The organism is Candidatus Viadribacter manganicus (genome assembly GCF_001679665.1).
In the GTDB taxonomy this organism is placed as follows: Bacteria; Pseudomonadota; Alphaproteobacteria; order Caulobacterales; family Aquidulcibacteraceae; genus Vitreimonas; species Vitreimonas manganica.
Genome location: NZ_CP013244.1, coordinates 2,469,021 through 2,489,018, shown reverse-complemented (window position 1 = coordinate 2,489,018; position 19,998 = coordinate 2,469,021). Strand labels below are relative to the sequence as shown.

Sequence of the window (19,998 nt, the reverse complement as noted above, 5' to 3'; positions counted from 1 at the left end):
GAGTTTTCAGTATGTCGCCTGTCCGATAGTCGGCGTTGCGGCAATCAACTGCTTCGTGTAATCGGCGTTGGGTCGCGCGAAGACATCAGCGCTCGCACCTTGCTCGACCACCTCACCATTGCGCATCACAGCAAGCGTGTCGCAGAGGCCGCGAACTGCATAAAGATCATGACTGATCATTATCATGGCTACGCCCATATCGCGGCGAATGGCGCGCAAGAGATCGAGCACTTGCGCCTGCACTGTGACGTCGAGCGATGACGTCGGCTCGTCCAGCAAAAGCAACTCAGGCGCACCCATCAATGCGCGCGCGATGGCGACGCGTTGTCTCTGCCCACCCGAAAGTGAAGACGGCCGCCGCGCGGCGATGGCTGGATCCAATTGAACCTGCTCCAACGCTGCGGTCGCCAAAGCGCGTAAACGGGCTTCGCTCCGTTCGCCATTGACCAAGGCTTGCTCGCTTACGATCGACCACACGGGCAAGCGCGGATTGAGCGACGCGAACGGGTCCTGAAAAACGAGACCAACGCGCACATTCAAACGACGTCGCTTCGCGGGGTTCGCGTTGGTGATATCGCTCCCCTTCCAAAGCAAGCGTCCGCCTGAGGTCGGCGTCAGTCCCGCCAACGCACGAAGTAAACTCGATTTACCGGCGCCGGATTCGCCGACGACACCCAATGCTGCGCCAGCGGCAACCTCAAGCTGAGCCCCTCTTACGACTGTGCGAGCGCCAAAGCTCACCGACAGCCCAATCATCTGCATGAGCGGAGTGATGCTCATGGGATCGCCTCTTTCGCGCGCGCGCTCGCCAGCAACGTTTTGGTGTATTCGTGTTGGGGGCTGGCGATGATTTGCGCGCAGGCCCCACTCTCAACCACTTCGCCTTTGCGCATCACATAGAGACGCGTGCAAATGCGCCGGACGATGGCCAGATCGTGCGAGATGAACAGCATTGCGCTCTTCACTTGCCCATTTAGCGCCAGGATCAAATCAAGCACTTGCGCTTGCAGTGTTACGTCCAACGCTGTGGTGGGCTCATCCGCGACAATCAGTGCCGGACGGCATCCATACGCCAATGCAATCATAACGCGCTGACGCATGCCCCCGCTCAACTGAAATGGATAAGCGCGCATTATCCACGCGCCGTCCGTAAGCCCTACCGCGGCGAGAATTTCGTGCGCGGCGCGGACGATTTGGCCTCTGTCCAATTGAGGCCGGGCGCGACGCAAAACATCTGCCATCTGGCGTCCAACCCGCATGGTCGGGTTCAGCGCGCTCATCGGATCTTGAAACACATACGCGAGCTTCGCGCCGCGACGGCGATGCAACTCCGACTCCGACAGCGCGCTGAGCTCTTCGCCATCGCACCAGATGCGCCCTGACGTGCGGCGTACGCCCTGTGGACTCAAACCTGAAATTGCGAGCGCAGTTTGGGATTTGCCCGATCCGGATTCGCCGACCAGACCCACAACTTCCCCGGGGCCCACTTCAATGCCCACATTTCGCACCAGCGACACCAAGCCCTTGGGGCTCGATGCATCCAGCGACAGATTTTCGATGCGCAAGGCCGGGCGCATTTCCTCATCCGCCATGGTCAGCTCCCAGCAGAAGCCGAAGCGCTTTCTTGTCGATCTTGCCGATCGGGGTGAGCGGCAGGGAGTCGACAAAGACAATTTGTTTGGGCGCATGGATGGGCCCCTTGGCGCCCTTCACGAGACTGATCAAAGATTCAGCACTCAAATTTGCTCCTGGAGCGGCTACGATCGCTGCTGCAACCGCCTCACCCCATTTCGCATCCGGCACACCTACAACTGCGCAGGCTTGAACTCCGTCGATTCCAGAGAGCACATCCTCGACCTCGCGTGGATAGATATTGAAACCACCCGTGATAATGAGATCCTTCAAACGGTCGACGATGTGGAGGCGTCCTTCTTCGTCGAAACGCCCAACATCGCCGGTGTGTAGCCAACCACCACGCAGCGCGTCCGCTGTCTCCGCCGGCCTGTTCCAATAGCCACGCATGACGAAGGCCCCACGCACACACACTTCACCCGACCCGCCCGCGGGTACAGGTGTCCCCTCCGCGTCAAGCAGCGCAAGGTCCAGACCCGCCTGAGGAAAGCCCGCCGACGCAAGCACGTCGAGCCGCGTCACATCGTGCTCAAACCGGCGCATATAGGTGATGCAAGTGGGCGCTTCGGTTTGGCCATAGAGCTGCATAAAGATCGACCCGAAACACTCAATCGCTTCGACCATGCGATCTGCATCCATGGGTGCCGCGCCATAAAAGATGGTTTCGAGCGTGCTCAAGTCGTCTCCCGCCTGCGGCGGATCATCGAGCAAGCGATAAATCATCGTTGGAGCCATGAAAGTGGCGCCTATGTGAGCGCTCGCAACGTAGTCGTAGAAACTCCGCGCCGTGAATCCGCCCAGCACATGAAACTCGCCACCACGAAGAAATGTCGGGTACGCCAGAATGCCGGCCGCATGCGAGACCGGCGTCACCGCGAGCACTTTGCCGTTTGTTGGCCATTCCCACTCGCTGGCAGCCATGTGCAACGCAGCGAGCGCGCTTGCGTGGGTGTGGACCACACCTTTGGGGCGACCAGTGGTGCCGCCGGTATAGGCGATCATGGCAATGTCATTCGATTGCGCGCGGTCATCAGCCATCTTGCGGCCAGCGCTTGCTTTCGCGCTCAGATCAATCGCGTCCAGCGCTCCGCCGAGGGCAAACACTACCCGCAGCTTCGATGCACGGCTTCGAAGGGCCTGTGCGCGTGCGTTAAAGCGAGGATCGACGATGATTGCGGAGATCTCTGCGTCTTCCACACAAAACAAATGGTCGTCTTCCGATCCCAACGGCGACAATGCAGTAAGCCGAAGCCCAGCCGCCATCACCGCGCATGTTGCAACAACCACGTCGGCCGAATTACTCGAAAGCAGCGCCACGCCGTCGCCGCGCACCAAACCGGCTTCATCAAAAGCTTGCATCATCCCGCTGATGCGGTGTGATACTTGTGCGTATGTGAGGCGAAGGTCAGGACCCACCACAGCTGATGCATCGCGAAACCGCCGGCACGCGCGAAGCACCAGCGAGCCGAGTGTTCCGCCGCGGTGCAACCGCTCCTCGACCATCGATCTCCCGCCTTTGCGCCGATCTAACTATTGAACGAGCGGTTAGTCAATGATACTCGTGACGCGATGAGAGCGTTCGCTGCAACCTTAGGCGCAGAGACCAATTCGTTCTCGCCCATCCCCACAGGTTGGGCGGGCTTTGAGACAGCAATGCTCTGGCGCCCCGGTGCGCATCCAGACGTCGCGACGGAGGCGACGGGGCCAATGGCTGCGCTGCGCGCAAAGCGCGCCGACGGTTGGGAGGTCATTGAGGGGACGTGCGCGTTTGCCTGGCCGGGCGGGCCTGTGCGGCGCGACGTCTATGAGGCACTGCGAGACGAGATTGTAGCGCAGATCGCAGCCGCCGCCCCCCTCGATGTGATTGCCCTTGGCGTGCATGGGGCGATGATGGCGCAGGGCTACGACGATTGCGAGAGCGATTTTCTTGAGCATGTTCGCGCCGTCGCGGGCGAAGCTGCAATCGGTGCAGTGTTCGACCTGCATGCGCACATCTCCCAGCGGATGCTAGATGCTGCCGACCTGCTGATCGGCTTCAAGCAATATCCGCACACCGATTACCTAGAGCGCAGCATCGAACTGGTCGACGCGTTGGCTCGTGTTCGCGCCGGCGCTCTGCGGCCGACCCCAGCCCTCTACGATTGCCATATGATGATTGGCTTTCGCACCACCACCGCACCCTGGCGACGGATGGTCAACAATTTGGTGCTGGCGGAGAAGCGTCCGGGCGTCATAAACGCGACGATCGTGCACGGCTTCAGTCTCGGCGATTGCGCCGACATGGGCACAAAAATCCTGGTCACAGCCGACAACGACGAAGCGCTTGCAGCGCGAACGGCCGAGGAAATTGGCACAAAACTCCAAGCACTTCGGGAAAGGGCCCAAGGGAGACGCCAGGATCTAGCGGCCACCCTACGCTCGGCGGCGGCGTCCAGGCGCTTTCCGGTTATTCTCGCAGACACCACTGACAATCCCGGCGGCGGCAATGCCGGCGACGACATGACTCTTCTGCGTGCATTGCGCGACGCAAACATGGCGCCCGCCTGCGGGGGCCCGATTTGGGATCCACAAGCGACGCGCTTTTGCTTCGAGGCCGGGATCGGGGCGCGCATCAGCTTGCGCGTCGGCGGCAAGGCGGGGCCGAGCTCTGGCCCACCGTTAGATCTTGAAGGCGAAGTTATTGGATTACGGCGCGCTGCCACGCAACGAATTGGTGGCTTTGACGCGCCGCTGGGCGACATAGCCGCCTTCAAAACCGAAGGACTCACGCTCGTTCTTAGCACGCTGCGCGACCAAGCCTACGACCCCGCCCTATTCGAGCAGGTGGGCATCGACCTCAACACGCAGCGCTTCGTTGTGGTCAAGTCCAGCCAACAATTCCGGACTGGCTTCGAGACGCGCGCCGGTCGCATCATCAGCGTATCTCGGCCGCGCAAGAACCTCGTCTATCACAAGAGGCCACGGCCCATGTGGCCTTTCGAGCGCGACAGCAGTGAAGACGTTATCCGAGGTGCGCGCACATGAAAGATTTTGCCCCAACGCGCAGAGGTCTTGTAGCGGGCGCGGGCCTGAGCACGCTTGCGGCTTGCATCCCCGCCCCCGCACGCGATCCGCGGCAGTTGGTGGTGTCCATTGCCTCTGACATCACCACACTCGATGCGGCAACGAGCTTCCTATTACCCAACCTGATCGCGCCAAACGTTTGCTATGAGCGGTTGCTGCGTCTGCGCACCGAAGAAGGCGAAACACGCGGCGTCGAAGGCGACGTCGCCGAGGCATGGGAACTCGCGCCCGACAAATCAAGCATCACGTTTCATTTGAAGGGCGGGCATCACTATGACGATGGCGCCGAGCTGCAAGCCCGCGATTTCATTTTCAGCATTGAGCGTATTCAGCAACAGCGCTTCCCCGCCGCGCAAGCGTTGTTCTGGTATGCGGGCGCCGAAGCCCCGGATCCTCGCACGCTGCGCATTCGGTTGGCCGCTTGGGCGCCGTTCATTCCCTATCTCTTGACAGGCCCAGGTCTTGGCTTCGTGAACCCAGCCATTGTGCGTCATGCCCAAGGAGATGATCAGGGTTCCGCTTGGCTACGCGAAAACACGGCGGGCAGCGGGCCTTATCGAGTCGTGCGCTTCGCGGCACGCGAAGAGGTGGCGTTGGCGCCAAACCCGCATGCGGCGCAACAACCGGCCTACTTCGAGGACGTGCGCGTGCGGGTGTCGAAAGATTCGTCAATTCGCCTCATCGAACTCGATAAGGGCGACGTCGACATCTTGGAATCGGTCGGTCCATTCCAGCAGGATTGGCTGATGCAACGGACCGGCGTTGCAGTTTCTGCGGCGCCCGCCCCGATCGTGATGTTTCTTCATCTCAACAATGAAAAACCGCTCTTCCGGGACCTGCGAGTGCGGCGCGCGATCTCTCTGGCAATCGATCGCGACAGCATCATCTCGTCCATCTATCGCGGGAAAGCGCGGACCATTTCCGGCGTTTTGCCACCGGGCGTGCCGGGGCACGATCCGAGCTTACCGCTTCCCGCCTACAACCCGGAAGCAGCACGCGCGCTAATGCACGAAGCCGGTGTGCCTGCCAACCAACCCATCGAACTGACCGTGGTCGGCGACGGCGGCGGCCCCTCAGCAACGCAGCTGGCTTTGCGCGAAAGCCTGCGCGCGATCGGCTTCGACGTCAGCATCAAGCAGATCGCAGCCGCGGCGCGCTCGCAAATCTTCGCCGGCGAGTTCGACATAACGACACAATCGATCTCGATCGACTTTCCTGATCCGTGGATCGTGTTCACATTCGTGTACAATTCGCAAATGATCGGCGCGGGCAACATGGCGCGCTACTCCAATCCCGCCGTCGACGCTTTGCTTGCGCGCGCGGACGCGCTCGATGGTGACGCGCGCGACGCACTTTACCAAGACGCACAAAAGATCGTTTACGAGGATTTGCCGTCTATCCCGCTATTTCAGACCTCCTGGGGCTACGCACAAAGTCGAGACATCGCACCCTTCGCCTACAATTACTCGACCCCGATGATGCTCCCGTTCCACACGATGCAACGTGCTGCGCGTTTATGATCCGCGACTTTAAAAGGTGCTTCCAATGACGCCTCCGCGCGCGCGTTTGCGCGATCTGGGTCTCCGGATCGGACACCTTCCGACAGGTCCGCTCAATGCGATTACAGATGTGCCAGGCGTGCGTGTCGGACACATTGATGTGCGCGCGGATCAGCCCCGTGTCGTTCGAAGCGGCGTCACTGCGATTGTGCCGTTCGACTTTCTGAAGCAAAGCGTCTTCGCTGGCTTCGACCGCTACAATGGATTCGGCGAAGTAACCGGATCACACTGGATCGCCGAGACAGGCACATTGGCGTCGCCGATTGTGCTGACCTCGGCGTTTTCAATTGGCGTGGCGCGCGACGCGCTTCTGGCGTTGCCGTTCAAGCTGGGCGTTGCAGATCGTTGGCACCAGCCCTGCGCGGCCGAGACCTATGACGGCGTGTTGAGTGATGGGCTATCGGCTCCAATAACACGCGCACACGTCGAAGCGGCGCTCGACGCTGCATCTGCGGGAGCCGTCGCAGAGGGCGGCGTCGGCGGCGGCAGTGGAATGATGAGCTTCGAATTCAAATCCGGCATAGGGACCGCCTCGCGGCAAGTGCGCTGCGGCGGCGTGCTGACGAATGTCGGCGTTCTTGTGCAATCCAATTTTGGCAATCGCAGCCAACTGACCGTCGACGGTGTCCCAGTCGGTCGCCACATCGGCTACGACATTGTCGACAGTCCCCAGCGACGTGAAGACGATCAGGCGGAAGAGACTAAAGGCTCTATCATTATCATCGTCGCCACCGATGCACCATTGATGCCGCCGCAACTTAATCGCTTGGCACGGCGCGCAGGCATTGGCCTTTCGCGCGTCGGCGGCTTTGGAAACAATCGAAGCGGTGACTTCACAATAGCGCTTTCAACCGGAAACGCCCTTCCCTTCCATCAAACCGGCGTAACCGAGGGCCTACGAATGATGGGCAACGAGGACATGAACCCCATGTTTCCGGCGGTCGCAGAGGCGACAGAAGAAGCCATCGTCAACGCCCTGACAGCGTCTGAGACGATGCAAGGCGTGGGCGGAACGACAGTGCACGCCCTGCCCCTACCCGAACTTATCGCTGTGATGAGCCGCTACGGTCGTCCACCACAGACCTAAGTGAAAATGCCAATGATGCAGCATGCCGACACAACACTGGATGATTGGGTGGACGCCGAACAGCGCGCCGCGCTACGGGCGCCAATCGAAGAGGCTCGAGGGCTGCCTGGTCGCGCTTACTCAGCGGGATTTTACGAACTCGAACAGCGCGCGCTCTTTCCAAGAACCTGGGCAGTTATCGGCATGGGCGCCGACCTGCCTGAACCGGGCGACGCCTTCCCGGTCGATCTTGCCGGCTCGCCTCTCGTTATGGTGCGACAAAAAGATGGCGCGATCCGCGTGTTTCACAACCAGTGCCGCCATCGCGGCATGGCCGTCGTCACTGCACCAAAGCGCACGCAGACCATGGTCTGCCCATGGCATGGCTGGGCTTATGAGTTGAACGGCGATCTTCGCGTGGCCACACGGCTGGGTGGAGAGTCCACACACCAATGTCCAGGATTCGATCAAGCTAGTTTAGGTTTGCGCGAAGTTCGCAGCGCCCGTTGGCATGATTGGGTGCTTGTAAACCTCGATGGCGCCGCAGCATCGATCGAAGAGCATCTGCGTCCGCTGAATGAACTGCTCGATGGTATCGGGCTGGACGAGTTGCTGCCCGGACCCAGATGGTCTGGCGAATACCCCGGTAATTGGAAAATCGCCATCGAAGGTGGCGTGGAAGATTATCACTTGCCAATGGCGCATCCGCAATTGTTCGAAGGCGTGTCAGCACGCCCAATCACGATCGCGACTGGACCGAACTTTGCTGCATCGATTGGTGAGCCCCTACGCTCCGGTGCGATACGCCGTCCAGCGGGCATTGAAGGCGTGCGCATGAACGAAGCCCAACGCGGCCGCTCGTTCGTGCTCAATCTCTTTCCAACTGGGATGATTTTACTCCACGAAAACTCACTGATGCTCGGCGTATTCACTCCGAATGGCCCCGCGCGTACTCGCCTGGAAACGCGACTTTACTTTCATCCTACGGCGTTTGGCACGGAAGATCGCGACGCGTGGCGCGTTCAACGCGGCGTGACGCTGGCAAGAGTGGTTGAGCAGGATCATGACTTTGTGCTCAGCCTGCAAAACAACGCAACCGCGCGCGATCGAGCGGGCCTAGAGACCCGCTTCTCTCCGTATTGGGAGGGCGCCGTGCTGCACTTTCAACGCATGGTGTTGGACACGCTTGAGCGCGGCGAGCCAGGAGACCGCAACAAATGACTTCCTTTGACGTGTTGGTGATAGGCGGCGGCATCGCCGGCCTATCAGCCGCAGCGGCGCTCTCAACGCACGCACGCGTTGTCGTGCTCGAAGCTGAAGCCGCTCCAGGCTATCACTCGTCAGGACGCAGCGCGACCTTCTATCACCTCGGCATTGGCGATCGCACGGTTCGCGCGTTGACAACATTCAGCCGCCCCTTCTTTGAGCAAACGTCGCACCAAGGCGCGCCACTTTCAACACCCAAGGCCGCGCTCTGGATTGCTCGCTCGGATATGATTGAAGGCTTGAACAAGCTCTACGACGGCATGCGCATGTTCTCCGATCAAGTGCATCATGTTGGTGTGCCGGAGATGCTGGATCTTCTCCCGGTCCTGCGCACTGGGCCAGAGGCAATCATCGCTGGCGTGGTGGATGAAACCGGTCGCAAACTGGATGCCGATGCCCTGCAGCAAGGCTTCGCGCGCACGCTGCGACGCAATGGTGGCCAGATCGAAACCGGTGTGCGGGTGGATTCGATAACGCGCGAGCACGGTGCGTGGCTTCTACAGTCTGGCGACAAAGCGTGGCGCGCGGGCGTCGTTGTCAATGCTGCGGGCGCGTGGGCAGATCAGGTCGCGCGGCTAGCGGGTGTCAAACCACTCGGTCTATCACCTCTGCGGCGAACGATTATTGCGTTCGACCCACCTGAACACATCGAGACGCGTGACTGGCCGTTCGTGAAAACGACGGTCGACGAATTCTATATGCTGCCCGAGGGGGGACGTCTGCTCGCCTCGCCGGTCGATGAAATTCCCAGCGATCCCGTCGATGCGCAACCTGAGGACTATGACATCGCGCTCGCAGCCTACCGCGTCGAAGAGTACACCACGATGAATGTTTCGCGGATCGCTCATCGCTGGGCGGGCCTGCGCTCCTTCGTGAAAGACCGCGTGCCGACGGCTGGCTTCGCGCCGGACGCGCCGGGTTTTTTCTGGCTGGCCGGACAAGGCGGCTATGGTCTGCAAACATCGCCCGCTATGGCGGCTGCAAGCGCTGCACTCATTCTTCAACAAGAATGGCCCCCGGTGCTCGCGGAACTCGGCGTTGCACCCGAGCACGTCTCCCCCGGACGACCCGCGATCGCGAGTTAGTCGGTCATATCCCGCAGAGCGTCTCCAAGGATGTTTGCGGACAGCGCGCCAAGCGCCACCACAAGACCCGGGAACGTCACGTACCACCACGCTGCCAGCACGTATTCGCGGCCGCCGCCAACCATGGCGCCCCACTCTGCGTGCGGTGGCTGCATACCAAGGCCGATGAAGCTCAACGCTGAAGAAGCAAGCAAGGCGCCGCCAAAATGAAAGCTCGCGTACACCAACATCGCCGGCGCCACATTCGGCGCGATGTGGCGGCTCGCGATAAAAATGGCGCCCGCGCCCATCGCTCGGGCAGCCTGAACAAACTCACGCTCTCGCAGCGCCAATGCCAGACCACGCGCCAGCCGAACGTATCCGGGGATCGACAGTATGCCGAGCGCAATGACGGCGTTGACTAAGCTCGGCCCTAAAGCCGCCGTCAACGCCATGGCGATGACCAAGCCCGGTAACGCCAACATCATATCGACCAAGCGCATGATGACGGAATCCACTATGCCGCCGACCAAGCCAGAAAAGCAGCCCGCAGCCATGCCGACGGTAGCGCCGATGGCAACAATCGCCACCGCGCTCAACAAGGATGGTCGCGCGCCATGCAAGAGCCGCGAAAAAATATCGCGTCCCAATTCATCCGTCCCTGCCCAATGCGCAGAAGAAGGCGGTCGCAGAATCGCCTGAAGATCCATCGCGTCGGGCGGATAGGGACTGATCCAAGGCGCCGCAATGGCGGCGAGCGACAAGAGCACAAGCACTGCGCAAGCGCCGAGGGCAATCGGTTGCAGCTTCATGCTAGCCCTCGCACACGCGGATCCAGTGCCATGTAGAGGAGATCAACCAGCAGATTTGCCGCGACGAATGCAAAAGACGCAATCACGGCAAAACCCATGATCACTGGAAAATCTAGATTCAGGATGGCGGCGAGTACGAAGCTTCCCAAGCCCGGCCAGCCAAACACACTCTCGATCACCACCGATCCGAATAGAAGTGACGACAGCTCAAGCCCCATGACCGTGACAAAAGGCACGAGGGCGTTTGGAAGCGCATACTGCAAAATGATCTGACGCTTAGGTAAGCCAAAGGCTCGAGCCGTACGCACATTGTCCTGCGTCAGCACCTCAATCATGGAGCCGCGCACCAACCTGACTACCACGCCAACGGATGCGGCGGCGAGCGTCAGCGCTGGGAGCGCCAGATGGCGAAGTGCGCTGGAAAGCGCCGTCCCATCCCAAACGAGCAAGCTGTCGATAACATAAAGGCCCGTCTGAGTTGGCGGTGCTACGACGCTGCTATCAAGGCGACCCGCGCCCGGGGCGATGCCCAGTACGCTGTAGAACAACAACAGCAGCAACAAACCGAGCCAAAAGGTCGGGATCGAAATACCGGCGATCGCGACTACTCGTCCTCCAATATCGGGCAAGCGATCACGGTAAAGTGCGGTGAGCACGCCGAGCGGAACGCCGACGAGCACAGTCAGCAAGAATGCGCACAGCATCAATTCGAGGGTAGCCGGCATGTAGCTGAAAATTTCTTCGGCAACCGGCCTGTCGGACATAATAGACTGCCCAAGATCGCCTCTGCCGAGCGCACCGACGTAGGCGGTAAATTGCTCCGGTAGCGGCGCATCGAGATTAAGCCGTTCGCGAATTGCGGCGACGGCTTCAGGGCTGGCGCGCGGGCCTGCCACAAGTTGCGCCGGATCGCCCGGGGCCACGCGTGATATGAAAAAGGTGACGAGCACCACTCCCAGCAAAACAAGCGGAAGCATCGCTAAACGTCGAACCAGTACGCCCGCCAGCCTCACCCGTCCGCTCCGCCTGGCCTATGTCGTTGCTCAAGCTCGCGCCGAAGCGCTTGCGCCGCAAACGAAACCCATCCTATCATTGAACGAGCGTTCGGACATTACAAGACAGAATCCGCAAAAGGCCCACGCCATGACCCACATCATGCACCGCTTGCTCAACACGCCCTACCCGGTCGCGGTGGCGGGAGACGGGCCTTACCTGATCGACGCACAAGGCAAACGATACATCGACAGCGCCTCGGGAGCGGGAGTGTCTTGCTTGGGACATAGCGCCCACAAAATCAGTGAAGCCATCGCGCACCAATCAAAAAAACTCGCCTACGTTTACAACGCCTATTTCACCACCGAGGCACTGGAAACGTTCGCCGATAAATTGGTGGCGATGACGCCGCCTGGGTTGGATTGGGTGTTTCCGGGCTCCGGCGGTTCGGAATCCATGGATGGCGCGCTAAAACTTGCGCTGCAATATCACAATGAACGTGGCGAGCCACAGCGTCGGCGCTTTATCTCTCGCCGCCAAAGCTACCATGGCTGCGCTATCGGCGGGCTCGCCATCAGCGGCAATCAAATCCGCCGCATGCTTTTCGAACAATTCCTGCCGGAATCACATTTCGTCTCACCCTGTTACGAGTATCGCGACCGCAGCGTTGACGAGACCCCAGAAGCCTATGGCGCGCGCCTAGCACAAGAACTAAATGCGCAGATCGAAGAGCTAGGCCCCGACACAGTGGCCGCCTTCGTTGCAGAAACCGTTGTCGGCGCGACTGCAGGCTGCGTGCCACCTGTTCCGGGCTATTTCAAAGCCATCGCTGAAGTATGCCGTAAGCACGGCGTGTTGTTGATCCTTGATGAAATTCTTTCCGGCTGCGGTCGCACGGGCACCTATCTGTCATGCGAACAGGATGGCGTGGTGCCCGACATTGCAGTTGTCGCAAAAGGCTTGGGTGCAGGTTATCAGCCGATTAGCGCGATCCTAGTAAGCAACGGCGTAGTCGACACTATAGCGCGCGGCCGGGGCTTCTTTTTTCACGGGCACACTTACAACGGGCACGCCACCGCCGCCGCAGCAGCAACAGCCGTCATCGATACTGTCCGCTCAGAAAATCTGCTTGAGAATGTGCAAGCAATGGGCGTCCGCTTGCGCGAGGCGCTCCGCGACCGGCTCGGCCAGCATCCTCATGTCGGCGACATTCGCGGTCGCGGCCTACTAATTGGTGTCGAACTTGTCGCGGATCGCGAGACTAAAACGCCGTTTTCCGCAGAAACCATGCTCTGGAACACGCTGCAGAAAACCGCTTTCGCACGTGGCCTCATTTGTTACCCCGGCTTTGGCACTGCAGATGGCGTCAACGGCGACCACGTGCTGTTAGCGCCGCCTTTCATCATCAACGAAACGCATGTCGCCGAGATTGTCGACAAGCTTGCCCCAAGCATCGACGAGGCGATCGCGGCTGTCCGCAAGGCCGCCTGATCATGCGCATTTTTATTTCCGCCGACATCGAGGGTGTTGCTGGCGTCGCGCATTTGCCGAGCACGGGCCCGAACCGCTTTGAGTTTGATCTTGGACGCAAATGGTACACCGAAGAGGTTCTCGCTGCGATCGAGGGCGCTGAGGCGGCGGGCGCCACCGAATTCGTTGTCGCCGACGGTCACGGCACCGCACACATGCTGTTGCTCGACCGCTTCAAGGAGAATGTGCGCATCGTCCGCTCTTGGCCGCGGCCCCTATTGCAAATGCAAGGGATCGAACATGGGACCTTCGAGGCGGCTGTCTTTGTCGGTCACCACGGATCGGCGCAAGCGCGTCTCGCCGTGCTCGCCCATACCTTCACAGGCGCGTTCCGCGACATCCGTGTAAATGGCGTTTCACAATCAGAAACGACGCTCAATGCCTTAGTGGCCGGGCATTTTGACGTACCACTCGTGTTTAGCTCCGGCGACCATGATTACATCGCTCATGTGCGGCAAGCACTGCCAGAGGTCGAAACAATCATCACCAAGGAAGCCATCGGCAAGACGAGCGTCAATACGCTTACGCCTAAGGCGTCTTGCGCACTCATCAAGGCGGGCGTGGAGAAGGCGCTGCGAGAGAAGCGCGCTAAGGTCGTGGCGCAGCCGGAAAGCCTTTTGCTGACACTTGAATTCCAAGAGCGCAGCCAACCGGAAATGCTAGGTTATCTGCCGTGGCTTGAAAGCATTGATGCCTACACGGTTGAGGCGCGTTTCCAGGACGCCGTCACCTTGATGAAGTTCATCAGTTTCGTGAGCTTTTACATTCCCTCCGGCCTGCCGCGATACGGCGAAACTCCGTGAGCAGTCGTGCTAGCGGCCCTCTCTTGGGTTTGCGGGTTGTCGAATTTGCGGGCATTGGCCCGGCGCCATTCTGTGCGATGCTGTTGTCGGACTTGGGAGCCGATGTTGTCCGCATCGATCGTCCCGACACCAAAGATCGAGATCCAGCGCTGATAACAGAACGTGGCCGTCGTTCGGTTGTATGTGATCTGAAAACCAGCGTTGGGACTTCGCGCGCGCTGTCGCTATGCGATCGCGCGGATATCCTCATCGAAGGATTTCGTCCCGGAGTTATGGAGAGACTAGGACTCGGTCCTGAAATTGTGCTCGCCAGAAACGCCAAGCTTATCTACGGGCGCATGAGTGGATTTGGCCAAGATGGACCGCTTGCGCGCCTTGCCGGCCATGACATCAATTATATCGCCATTTCCGGCGCGCTTGCCGCGATCGGAACCGCTGACAAACCAATGGCGCCCCTCAACCTTGTCGGCGATCTGGGCGGCGGGGCGCTTTATCTCGCGTTCGGGTTGCTCGCCGCATTGATTCATGCGCGCGAAAGCGGACAGGGCCAAGTCGTCGACGCAGCCATGAGTGATGGCGCCGCTTCACTGATGAACATGATCATGGGCAAACGCATAATGGGCGCGTGGAACGATGCTCGCGAGGCCAACGACCTGGATGGCGGGGCGCCCTTCTACAACACCTATCGCTGCGCGTGCGGCGGTTACATCGCCGTCGGCGCCTATGAACACCATTTCTACGCGCGCCTGTTGGACGCGCTTGGCGTCGAAGCCGAGGCTGCGCTTCGCCAGCACGACGAGCGCGACTGGCCCGCAATGCGCGCTCGCCTAGAATCGATCTTTCTCAGTCTAGATCAGGCATCTTGGTTGTCGCGCCTCCAGCACTTGGACGTTTGCATCTCCCCTGTGCTTGCCATGGGCGAGGCCCATGCTCATCCGCACAATCAGGCGCGCCAGACCTTCGTCACCCAAAACGGCCATATCCAACCCGCACCTGCGCCGCGTTTTTCCAAGACACCTGGCGCAATACAGGGACCACCACCGCGCGTTGGCGCCGATGAAAGCAGCGTTTGGCGCGATTGGGATATCGCAAACTGAGCGCCGCATGAATTGACCGATCGTTCAAGACATGAGAGCTTCACGTTCAGACACGGAGACGCGGGTTTATGAGCGGGGCGATTTTAAGCGGCGATCGGCGGCTCGATAAGCAGCACCTCGATGAAAGAGTTGCACGGGGCGCAACTGCCTTGGCCAACCTAGGCGTTGGTGAAGGCGATTGCGTCGCAACGCTCTTGCGCAATGACTTCGCATTCTTCGAAGCAAGTTTCGCTGCGGACCGTCTGGGCGCCTATGCGGTGCCGATCAACTGGCACTTCAAAGCCAATGAGATCAGCTACATCCTGCAAGATAGCGCCGCCAAAGCACTGATTGTCCACCAAGACCTCCTCGGCGAGGTAAGGGCGATACTGCCAGACGGCATCAAGCTGATTGTCGTAGACACTCCGAGCGAGATCGTGCGCGCATACGATTTGGCGGCGCCCCCAGCGCCGCCGCCCAAGGCATCGCTGCGTTGGGAAGCACTCATCGCTAAAAGCGCTCCCTGGAGCGGGCCAGTTACGCCCAGTCGCAACGCCATCATCTATACGTCTGGCACCACCGGCAAACCCAAAGGGGTTCGCCGCGCACCGGCTGATACAGCGATGGCAGTGTCGATGGCGCGCCTCGTAGAAACAGCACTGGGACTATCGCTGACCCGACCCGTGCGCACGGTCATCACGGGGCCGATGTACCACGCCGCTCCGAATCTTTACGGCCTTTGGGCAGCGCGCGCAGGCGGCCTGGTGGTCCTTCAGCCAAAATTCGAACCAGAGGCGCTTCTGGCGCTTATTGCGAAGCACGCCGTCACGCATTTGCACATGGTGCCAACAATGTTTTCAAGACTTCTGGCGCTGCCGGAGGCGACGCGCGGCGGCTATGATCTATCTTCGCTTGAGTTTGTCGCTCACGCAGCTGCGCCCTGCCCGCCGAACGTAAAACGCGCCATGATCGAATGGTGGGGACCGATCATCCGAGAATATTACGGCGGCACCGAAACCGGCGGCGCAGTCGCGTGCACATCTGAAGAAGCTCTCGCAAAACCCGGCACAGTCGGCAAAGCAATGGACGGTTGCGCACTCCGCATTATCTCGCCCGAGGGTGCGATATTGGGGCCCGGGGAAGTCGGCGAGGTTTACATCCGCAACTCAGCCTTTCCCGACTTTACGTATCATCAGCGCGAGAAAGATCGCGCTGCGATCGAACGAGACGGCTTCGTATCGCTTGGCGACATTGGTTATCTCGACGACGACGGCTTTTTGTTTCTGCGCGACCGTGCCCGCGACATCATTATCAGCGGCGGAGTGAACATCTACCCGGCCGAGATCGAAGCCGAACTGCTCTCAATGCCGGAAGTCGCGGATTGCGCCGTGTTCGGCATACCTCACGCAGAGTTTGGTGAACAAGTTTGCGCTGTTGTAGAGCCCAGACTAGGCGCCGAGCCCGACCTCCAAAGCGTGCGCGCATTTCTTCAGCCACGACTTGCAGATTTCAAACTGCCCCGCGTGGTGAAGATCGAGGTTGCTCTACCACGCGAAGATTCAGGCAAGATCTTTAAACGCCGCCTGCGAGAGCCCTATTGGATCGGACACGATCGTCAGATCTGAAGTCTAAAAGCAGCCCAAATGAATACTCTGACTGCGCCTGATGTCATCACCAACACCGAACAAGTGCGCATGCTCGAGCTGCTCGACGCGCGGCTTCGGTGGCTTTCGGCATGGACCATTCACAACGCCAATCATCTGCGGGAGAGTCGCGATGGGCTAAAGGTCGGTGGGCACCAAGCCTCGTGCGCCTCAATGACCACCATCATGGCGACACTCTATTTCGCCGCCTTGCGTGAAGCCGACCGAGTTGCGGTCAAGCCTCACGCTTCTCCGGTGTTGCACGCGATCGAATACATGCTCGGACGCCAGAGCCTTGAGCAATTGCAGAGCTTCCGCAGTCTTGGCGGCGCCCAATCGTACCCTTCTCGTACCAAAGACAAGATCAACGTGGATTTTTCCACCGGCTCTGTGGGTCTGGGTGTCGCCATCACAGCTTTCGCTGCGCTGACACAGGATTATCTCAAAGCCCATGGTCGGCTTGATCCCGCGCGCGAAGGACGCATGATCGCTCTTCTTGGCGACGCTGAGCTCGACGAAGGCAACATCTACGAAGCCCTTATTGAGGCGTACAAGCACAATATCCGCAATGTGTGGTGGATCGTCGATTACAATCGCCAAAGCTTAGATGCGACTACCGCGGATCGTATGTTCGACCGCTTCGAGGACATCTTCGACACCGCAGGATGGCGTGTCGTTACGCTCAAGTATGGCAAGCGGCAACGAGAAGCGTTCGCGCGCGCCGGCGGCAGCGAATTACGGGACTGGATCGATCAGTGCGCCAACGCAGATTACGCAGCACTCACCTATCAAGGCGCGAGTGCGTGGCGTGGGCGGCTCTCGCGTGATCTTGGCCGCGCGGGCCAAGCCCTCATTGAATCATACGACGATGACAGCCTCGCCGCTTTGATGACGGGCCTCGGCGGCCACTGCGTGGAAACGCTGCTAGAAGCCTTTGCAGCAGCGGACGATGACACGCCTACGCTAATCACCGCCTACACGATCAAGGGCCACGGGCTCCCGTTCGCGGGTCACAAAGACAATCACGCTGGGCTAATGACTCCGACCCAAGTCGAAGCTTTGCGGGAGAGTATGGGGATCGGAGTTGGACATGAATGGGCCCCTTTTGCGGGACTGGCCGCACAGGACGCCGCAGCGCTTCGCACGTTTCTTTCATCGACGCCCTTTGCGCGCGCGACAAAGCCCCCTGCAACGGTCGCGCCCACCATTGAGCCCCCTGGCCGTGAGAATTTTCCGCGACCTCGCGCTGACGAAATGTCCACGCAGGCGGGTTTCGGGCGTATTCTCGTGGACCTTGTCAAAGCCGACCCTGACTTCGCCGCGCGACTTGTCACCACCTCGCCGGACGTCACGGTCTCCACCAATCTTGGCGGGTTTGTAAATCTATGCGGCCTCTTTCGGCGCACCCCTTCGCCAGACGTTTTTCGCGACGCGAAAATCCCATCGACGCAAAAATGGGGCGGTGGTTTGACGGGCCAACACATTGAGCTCGGGATCGCTGAGAACAATCTGTTTCTATTGTTGGCGGCTTTGGGCCTGGCTAACGATCTCTGGGGCGAACGTCTTTTGCCGATTGGCACGCTTTACGATCCCTTCATTGCCCGCGGCCTCGATGCGTTGAACTACGCCTGTTATCAGGACGCCCGCTTTATGCTGGTCGCGACACCTTCGGGTGTCACCCTTGCCCCGGAAGGCGGAGCTCACCAATCCATCAACAGCCCACTAATCGGGATCGGCCAGCCGGGCCTGGCATATTTTGAACCTGCTTATGTCGATGAGCTTTCAACGCTCATGCGCTGGGGCTTTGGCCACATGCAGGCCAAACAAGGTGGCTCCGTTTATTTTCGTCTCTCTACGCGCACTATTCCGCAATTGCCGCGCACACTCACAGAAGAACAGGAAGCAGACCTGATCGAAGGCGCCTATTGGTTGCGCAAGCCAGAAGGTTCAAGTCCGGTCGCAATCGCCTATTGCGGCGCTATTGCTCCAGAAGCAATGGAGGCCGTTGCCGCCCTCATCGAGGACTATCCAGGGCTTGGGCTGCTTGCCATCACCTCACCCGACCGGCTCTACAATGATTGGCACGCGTCCTGTGCCGATCGCGCTAAAGGCATTCGCCGGACGGCGCATGTAGAGTCCTTGTTGTCGCTCGTCCCTGCAGACGCTGGACTGGTAACATTGGTGGACGGTCATCCTCTCACACTTTCGTGGATAGGCGCGGTGGCCCGACATCCGGTGCACGCGTTGGGCGTCACGCGCTTTGGAGAGTCAGGCGATCTACCCGACCTCTATGCCAAGCATGGAATTGATGCGGCCTCGGTAATCGCTGCCGCGCACCAAGCTGCCCGTTGGCGTCGGACGCCGCGCTCGTGAATATTGACCCTGAGCTTTGCGAGTTTGTGGGGCGCTTCAAGAATTTCCATCTGAGCGCCGAAACCCTCAACGACTTTCGCAAGATGACGATGGGCGTGGTGGCACAACCGGATGACCTACGAGTCATCTCTGAATCGGTGACACTGCCGAGTTCTCCGGGCGTACTCTTGTTGATGCATCGCCCCCTTAGCGATCACACAGCAATGCCATGCGCCCTCCATATGCACGGTGGTGGATTCGTTGGCGGCAGTGCTCAATCAGACGCGCCATCGATGCGGGCGCTCGCTGCGGAAACTCAATGTATCATCGCATCCGTGGACTATCGCTTGGCGCCGGAGGCTCAGTATCCTGCTCCTCTAGACGATTGTGCGGCCGCCTTTGCCCTTCTCCTCACCGACGCTGCACGATGGCGCATTAACACCTCGCGCATTGGCGTCATCGGGGAAAGCGCAGGCGGCGGACTAGCTGCAGGGCTGGCGCTCAAGCTTCGCGACGCCGGCAAAAACCGGCCGGCCTTTCTCCACCTGATCTATCCAATGCTTGATGACCGCACTGCTGCAAGCGGTGGAGCAGACAATGTGCCGGTCTGGAGCGGACGAAGCAATCAGTTCGGTTGGCGTTGTTATCTCGGCGACGCCCTCGCCGCCTCCTCCGTTCCAATCTACGCCGCGCCAGGCCGCGCGCCTGACCTCTCGGGAATGCCTCCAACCTATCTTGCGGTTGGTGATAGCGATCTATTCTTCAGCGAAAACGCTCGCTTCGCGCGCGCACTTGAGTTGGCCGGCGTTGAAGTCGAATTCGATGTATACGCCGGCGGCGTCCACGGGTTCATGCATGCGCCGAGCGCAACCATGGCAACCAAGGCGCGTGCCAACTCTGCCTATGCGCTGAAGCGCGCCTTGGCCGGGTCAAAGCGGTCGTGAGTTGCCACCGAAGCAGGTTGACTTTCACCGGCCGACAACGCCGCCAGCAATGTCGATTTTCGTAGAACGGTTCGACTCCGCGTCGGGATGATCATCGGTTGTTATCGACGCATTGGTGGGTCAGCTTAATCCCAAAAACAAACTCAGGCTCGAACGCGTCGATGCCGCTCGCTTTTCTGGCGCCAGACCTAGTCG

16 protein-coding genes are annotated in these 19,998 nt (G+C 60.0%); 11 read left to right on the top strand and 5 right to left on the bottom strand.

Going from position 1 to position 19,998, the window contains the following annotated elements:
* Nucleotides 1–6 precede the first annotated feature (6 nt).
* From ATE48_RS12730 to ATE48_RS12720, 3 genes are read right to left on the bottom strand one after another with little or no spacing between them, the layout of a single operon-like run.
* Nucleotides 7–780, bottom strand: a complete 774-nt coding sequence (locus ATE48_RS12730) for an ABC transporter ATP-binding protein (RefSeq protein ID WP_083197328.1) — start codon at nucleotides 778–780, stop codon at nucleotides 7–9.
* On the bottom strand, nucleotides 777–1,592 hold the full coding sequence (locus ATE48_RS12725; protein ID WP_228126607.1) for an ABC transporter ATP-binding protein: 816 nt from the start codon (nucleotides 1,590–1,592) through the stop codon (nucleotides 777–779). The genes ATE48_RS12730 and ATE48_RS12725 overlap by 4 nt, the downstream gene beginning before the upstream one ends.
* Nucleotides 1,582–3,135 (bottom strand): AMP-binding protein, encoded by a 1,554-nt coding sequence (locus ATE48_RS12720; RefSeq protein WP_066772084.1) that lies wholly within the window; start codon nucleotides 3,133–3,135, stop codon nucleotides 1,582–1,584. The genes ATE48_RS12725 and ATE48_RS12720 overlap by 11 nt, the downstream gene beginning before the upstream one ends.
* A gap of 66 nt (nucleotides 3,136–3,201) precedes the next feature.
* Between ATE48_RS12720 and ATE48_RS12715 the strand changes: the two genes are divergently transcribed.
* The 5 genes from ATE48_RS12715 to ATE48_RS12695 are packed head-to-tail and all read left to right on the top strand — an operon-like array spanning nucleotide 3,202 to nucleotide 9,671.
* Nucleotides 3,202–4,656: a M81 family metallopeptidase gene (locus ATE48_RS12715; protein WP_066772083.1), complete on the top strand. Its 1,455-nt coding sequence runs from the start codon at nucleotides 3,202–3,204 to the stop codon at nucleotides 4,654–4,656.
* On the top strand, nucleotides 4,653–6,215 hold the full coding sequence (locus tag ATE48_RS12710) for an ABC transporter substrate-binding protein (RefSeq protein WP_066772082.1): 1,563 nt from the start codon (nucleotides 4,653–4,655) through the stop codon (nucleotides 6,213–6,215). Before ATE48_RS12715 ends, ATE48_RS12710 begins: the two co-directional genes overlap by 4 nt.
* Nucleotides 6,216–6,240: 25 nt before the next feature.
* Nucleotides 6,241–7,341 (top strand): P1 family peptidase, encoded by a 1,101-nt coding sequence (locus tag ATE48_RS12705; RefSeq protein WP_066772080.1) that lies wholly within the window; start codon nucleotides 6,241–6,243, stop codon nucleotides 7,339–7,341.
* 12 nt (nucleotides 7,342–7,353) lie between these two features.
* The gene (locus ATE48_RS12700; protein WP_228126606.1) at nucleotides 7,354–8,541 is read left to right on the top strand and encodes an aromatic ring-hydroxylating oxygenase subunit alpha; all 1,188 of its coding nucleotides are present in this window, start codon (nucleotides 7,354–7,356) and stop codon (nucleotides 8,539–8,541) included.
* Nucleotides 8,538–9,671: an NAD(P)/FAD-dependent oxidoreductase gene (locus ATE48_RS12695; protein WP_066772076.1), complete on the top strand. Its 1,134-nt coding sequence runs from the start codon at nucleotides 8,538–8,540 to the stop codon at nucleotides 9,669–9,671. Before ATE48_RS12700 ends, ATE48_RS12695 begins: the two co-directional genes overlap by 4 nt.
* Here the strand turns inward: ATE48_RS12695 and ATE48_RS12690 are convergent.
* Nucleotides 9,668–10,462, bottom strand: coding sequence for an ABC transporter permease (locus tag ATE48_RS12690; RefSeq protein ID WP_066772074.1), 795 nt, complete (start codon nucleotides 10,460–10,462; stop codon nucleotides 9,668–9,670). The two genes, ATE48_RS12695 and ATE48_RS12690, sit on opposite strands and share 4 nt — an antisense overlap.
* Nucleotides 10,459–11,475 carry an ABC transporter permease gene (locus ATE48_RS12685; RefSeq protein ID WP_228126605.1) on the bottom strand — a complete coding sequence of 339 codons (1,017 nt, stop codon included), beginning with the start codon at nucleotides 11,473–11,475 and terminating at the stop codon, nucleotides 10,459–10,461. The genes ATE48_RS12690 and ATE48_RS12685 overlap by 4 nt, the downstream gene beginning before the upstream one ends.
* 130 nt (nucleotides 11,476–11,605) lie before the next feature.
* Between ATE48_RS12685 and ATE48_RS12680 the strand changes: the two genes are divergently transcribed.
* The 6 genes from ATE48_RS12680 (at nucleotide 11,606) to ATE48_RS12655 (ending at nucleotide 19,803) form a co-directional block, all read left to right on the top strand.
* On the top strand, nucleotides 11,606–12,946 hold the full coding sequence (locus ATE48_RS12680) for an aspartate aminotransferase family protein (protein WP_066775027.1): 1,341 nt from the start codon (nucleotides 11,606–11,608) through the stop codon (nucleotides 12,944–12,946).
* 2 nt (nucleotides 12,947–12,948) lie between these two features.
* Entirely contained in the window at nucleotides 12,949–13,788 is an 840-nt protein-coding gene (locus ATE48_RS12675) for a M55 family metallopeptidase (protein WP_066772070.1), read from the top strand.
* Complete coding sequence (locus ATE48_RS12670; RefSeq protein ID WP_066772068.1) at nucleotides 13,785–14,885, top strand: CaiB/BaiF CoA transferase family protein; 1,101 nt, start codon at nucleotides 13,785–13,787, stop codon at nucleotides 14,883–14,885. The genes ATE48_RS12675 and ATE48_RS12670 overlap by 4 nt, the downstream gene beginning before the upstream one ends.
* 68 nt (nucleotides 14,886–14,953) lie before the next feature.
* Entirely contained in the window at nucleotides 14,954–16,489 is a 1,536-nt protein-coding gene (locus ATE48_RS12665) for an acyl-CoA synthetase (RefSeq protein WP_066772066.1), read from the top strand.
* Nucleotides 16,490–16,507: 18 nt separating this feature from the next.
* The gene (locus ATE48_RS12660; protein WP_066772061.1) at nucleotides 16,508–18,880 is read left to right on the top strand and encodes a transketolase; all 2,373 of its coding nucleotides are present in this window, start codon (nucleotides 16,508–16,510) and stop codon (nucleotides 18,878–18,880) included.
* Nucleotides 18,877–19,803 carry an alpha/beta hydrolase gene (locus ATE48_RS12655; protein WP_156767752.1) on the top strand — a complete coding sequence of 309 codons (927 nt, stop codon included), beginning with the start codon at nucleotides 18,877–18,879 and terminating at the stop codon, nucleotides 19,801–19,803. Before ATE48_RS12660 ends, ATE48_RS12655 begins: the two co-directional genes overlap by 4 nt.
* Nucleotides 19,804–19,998: the final 195 nt, after the last annotated feature.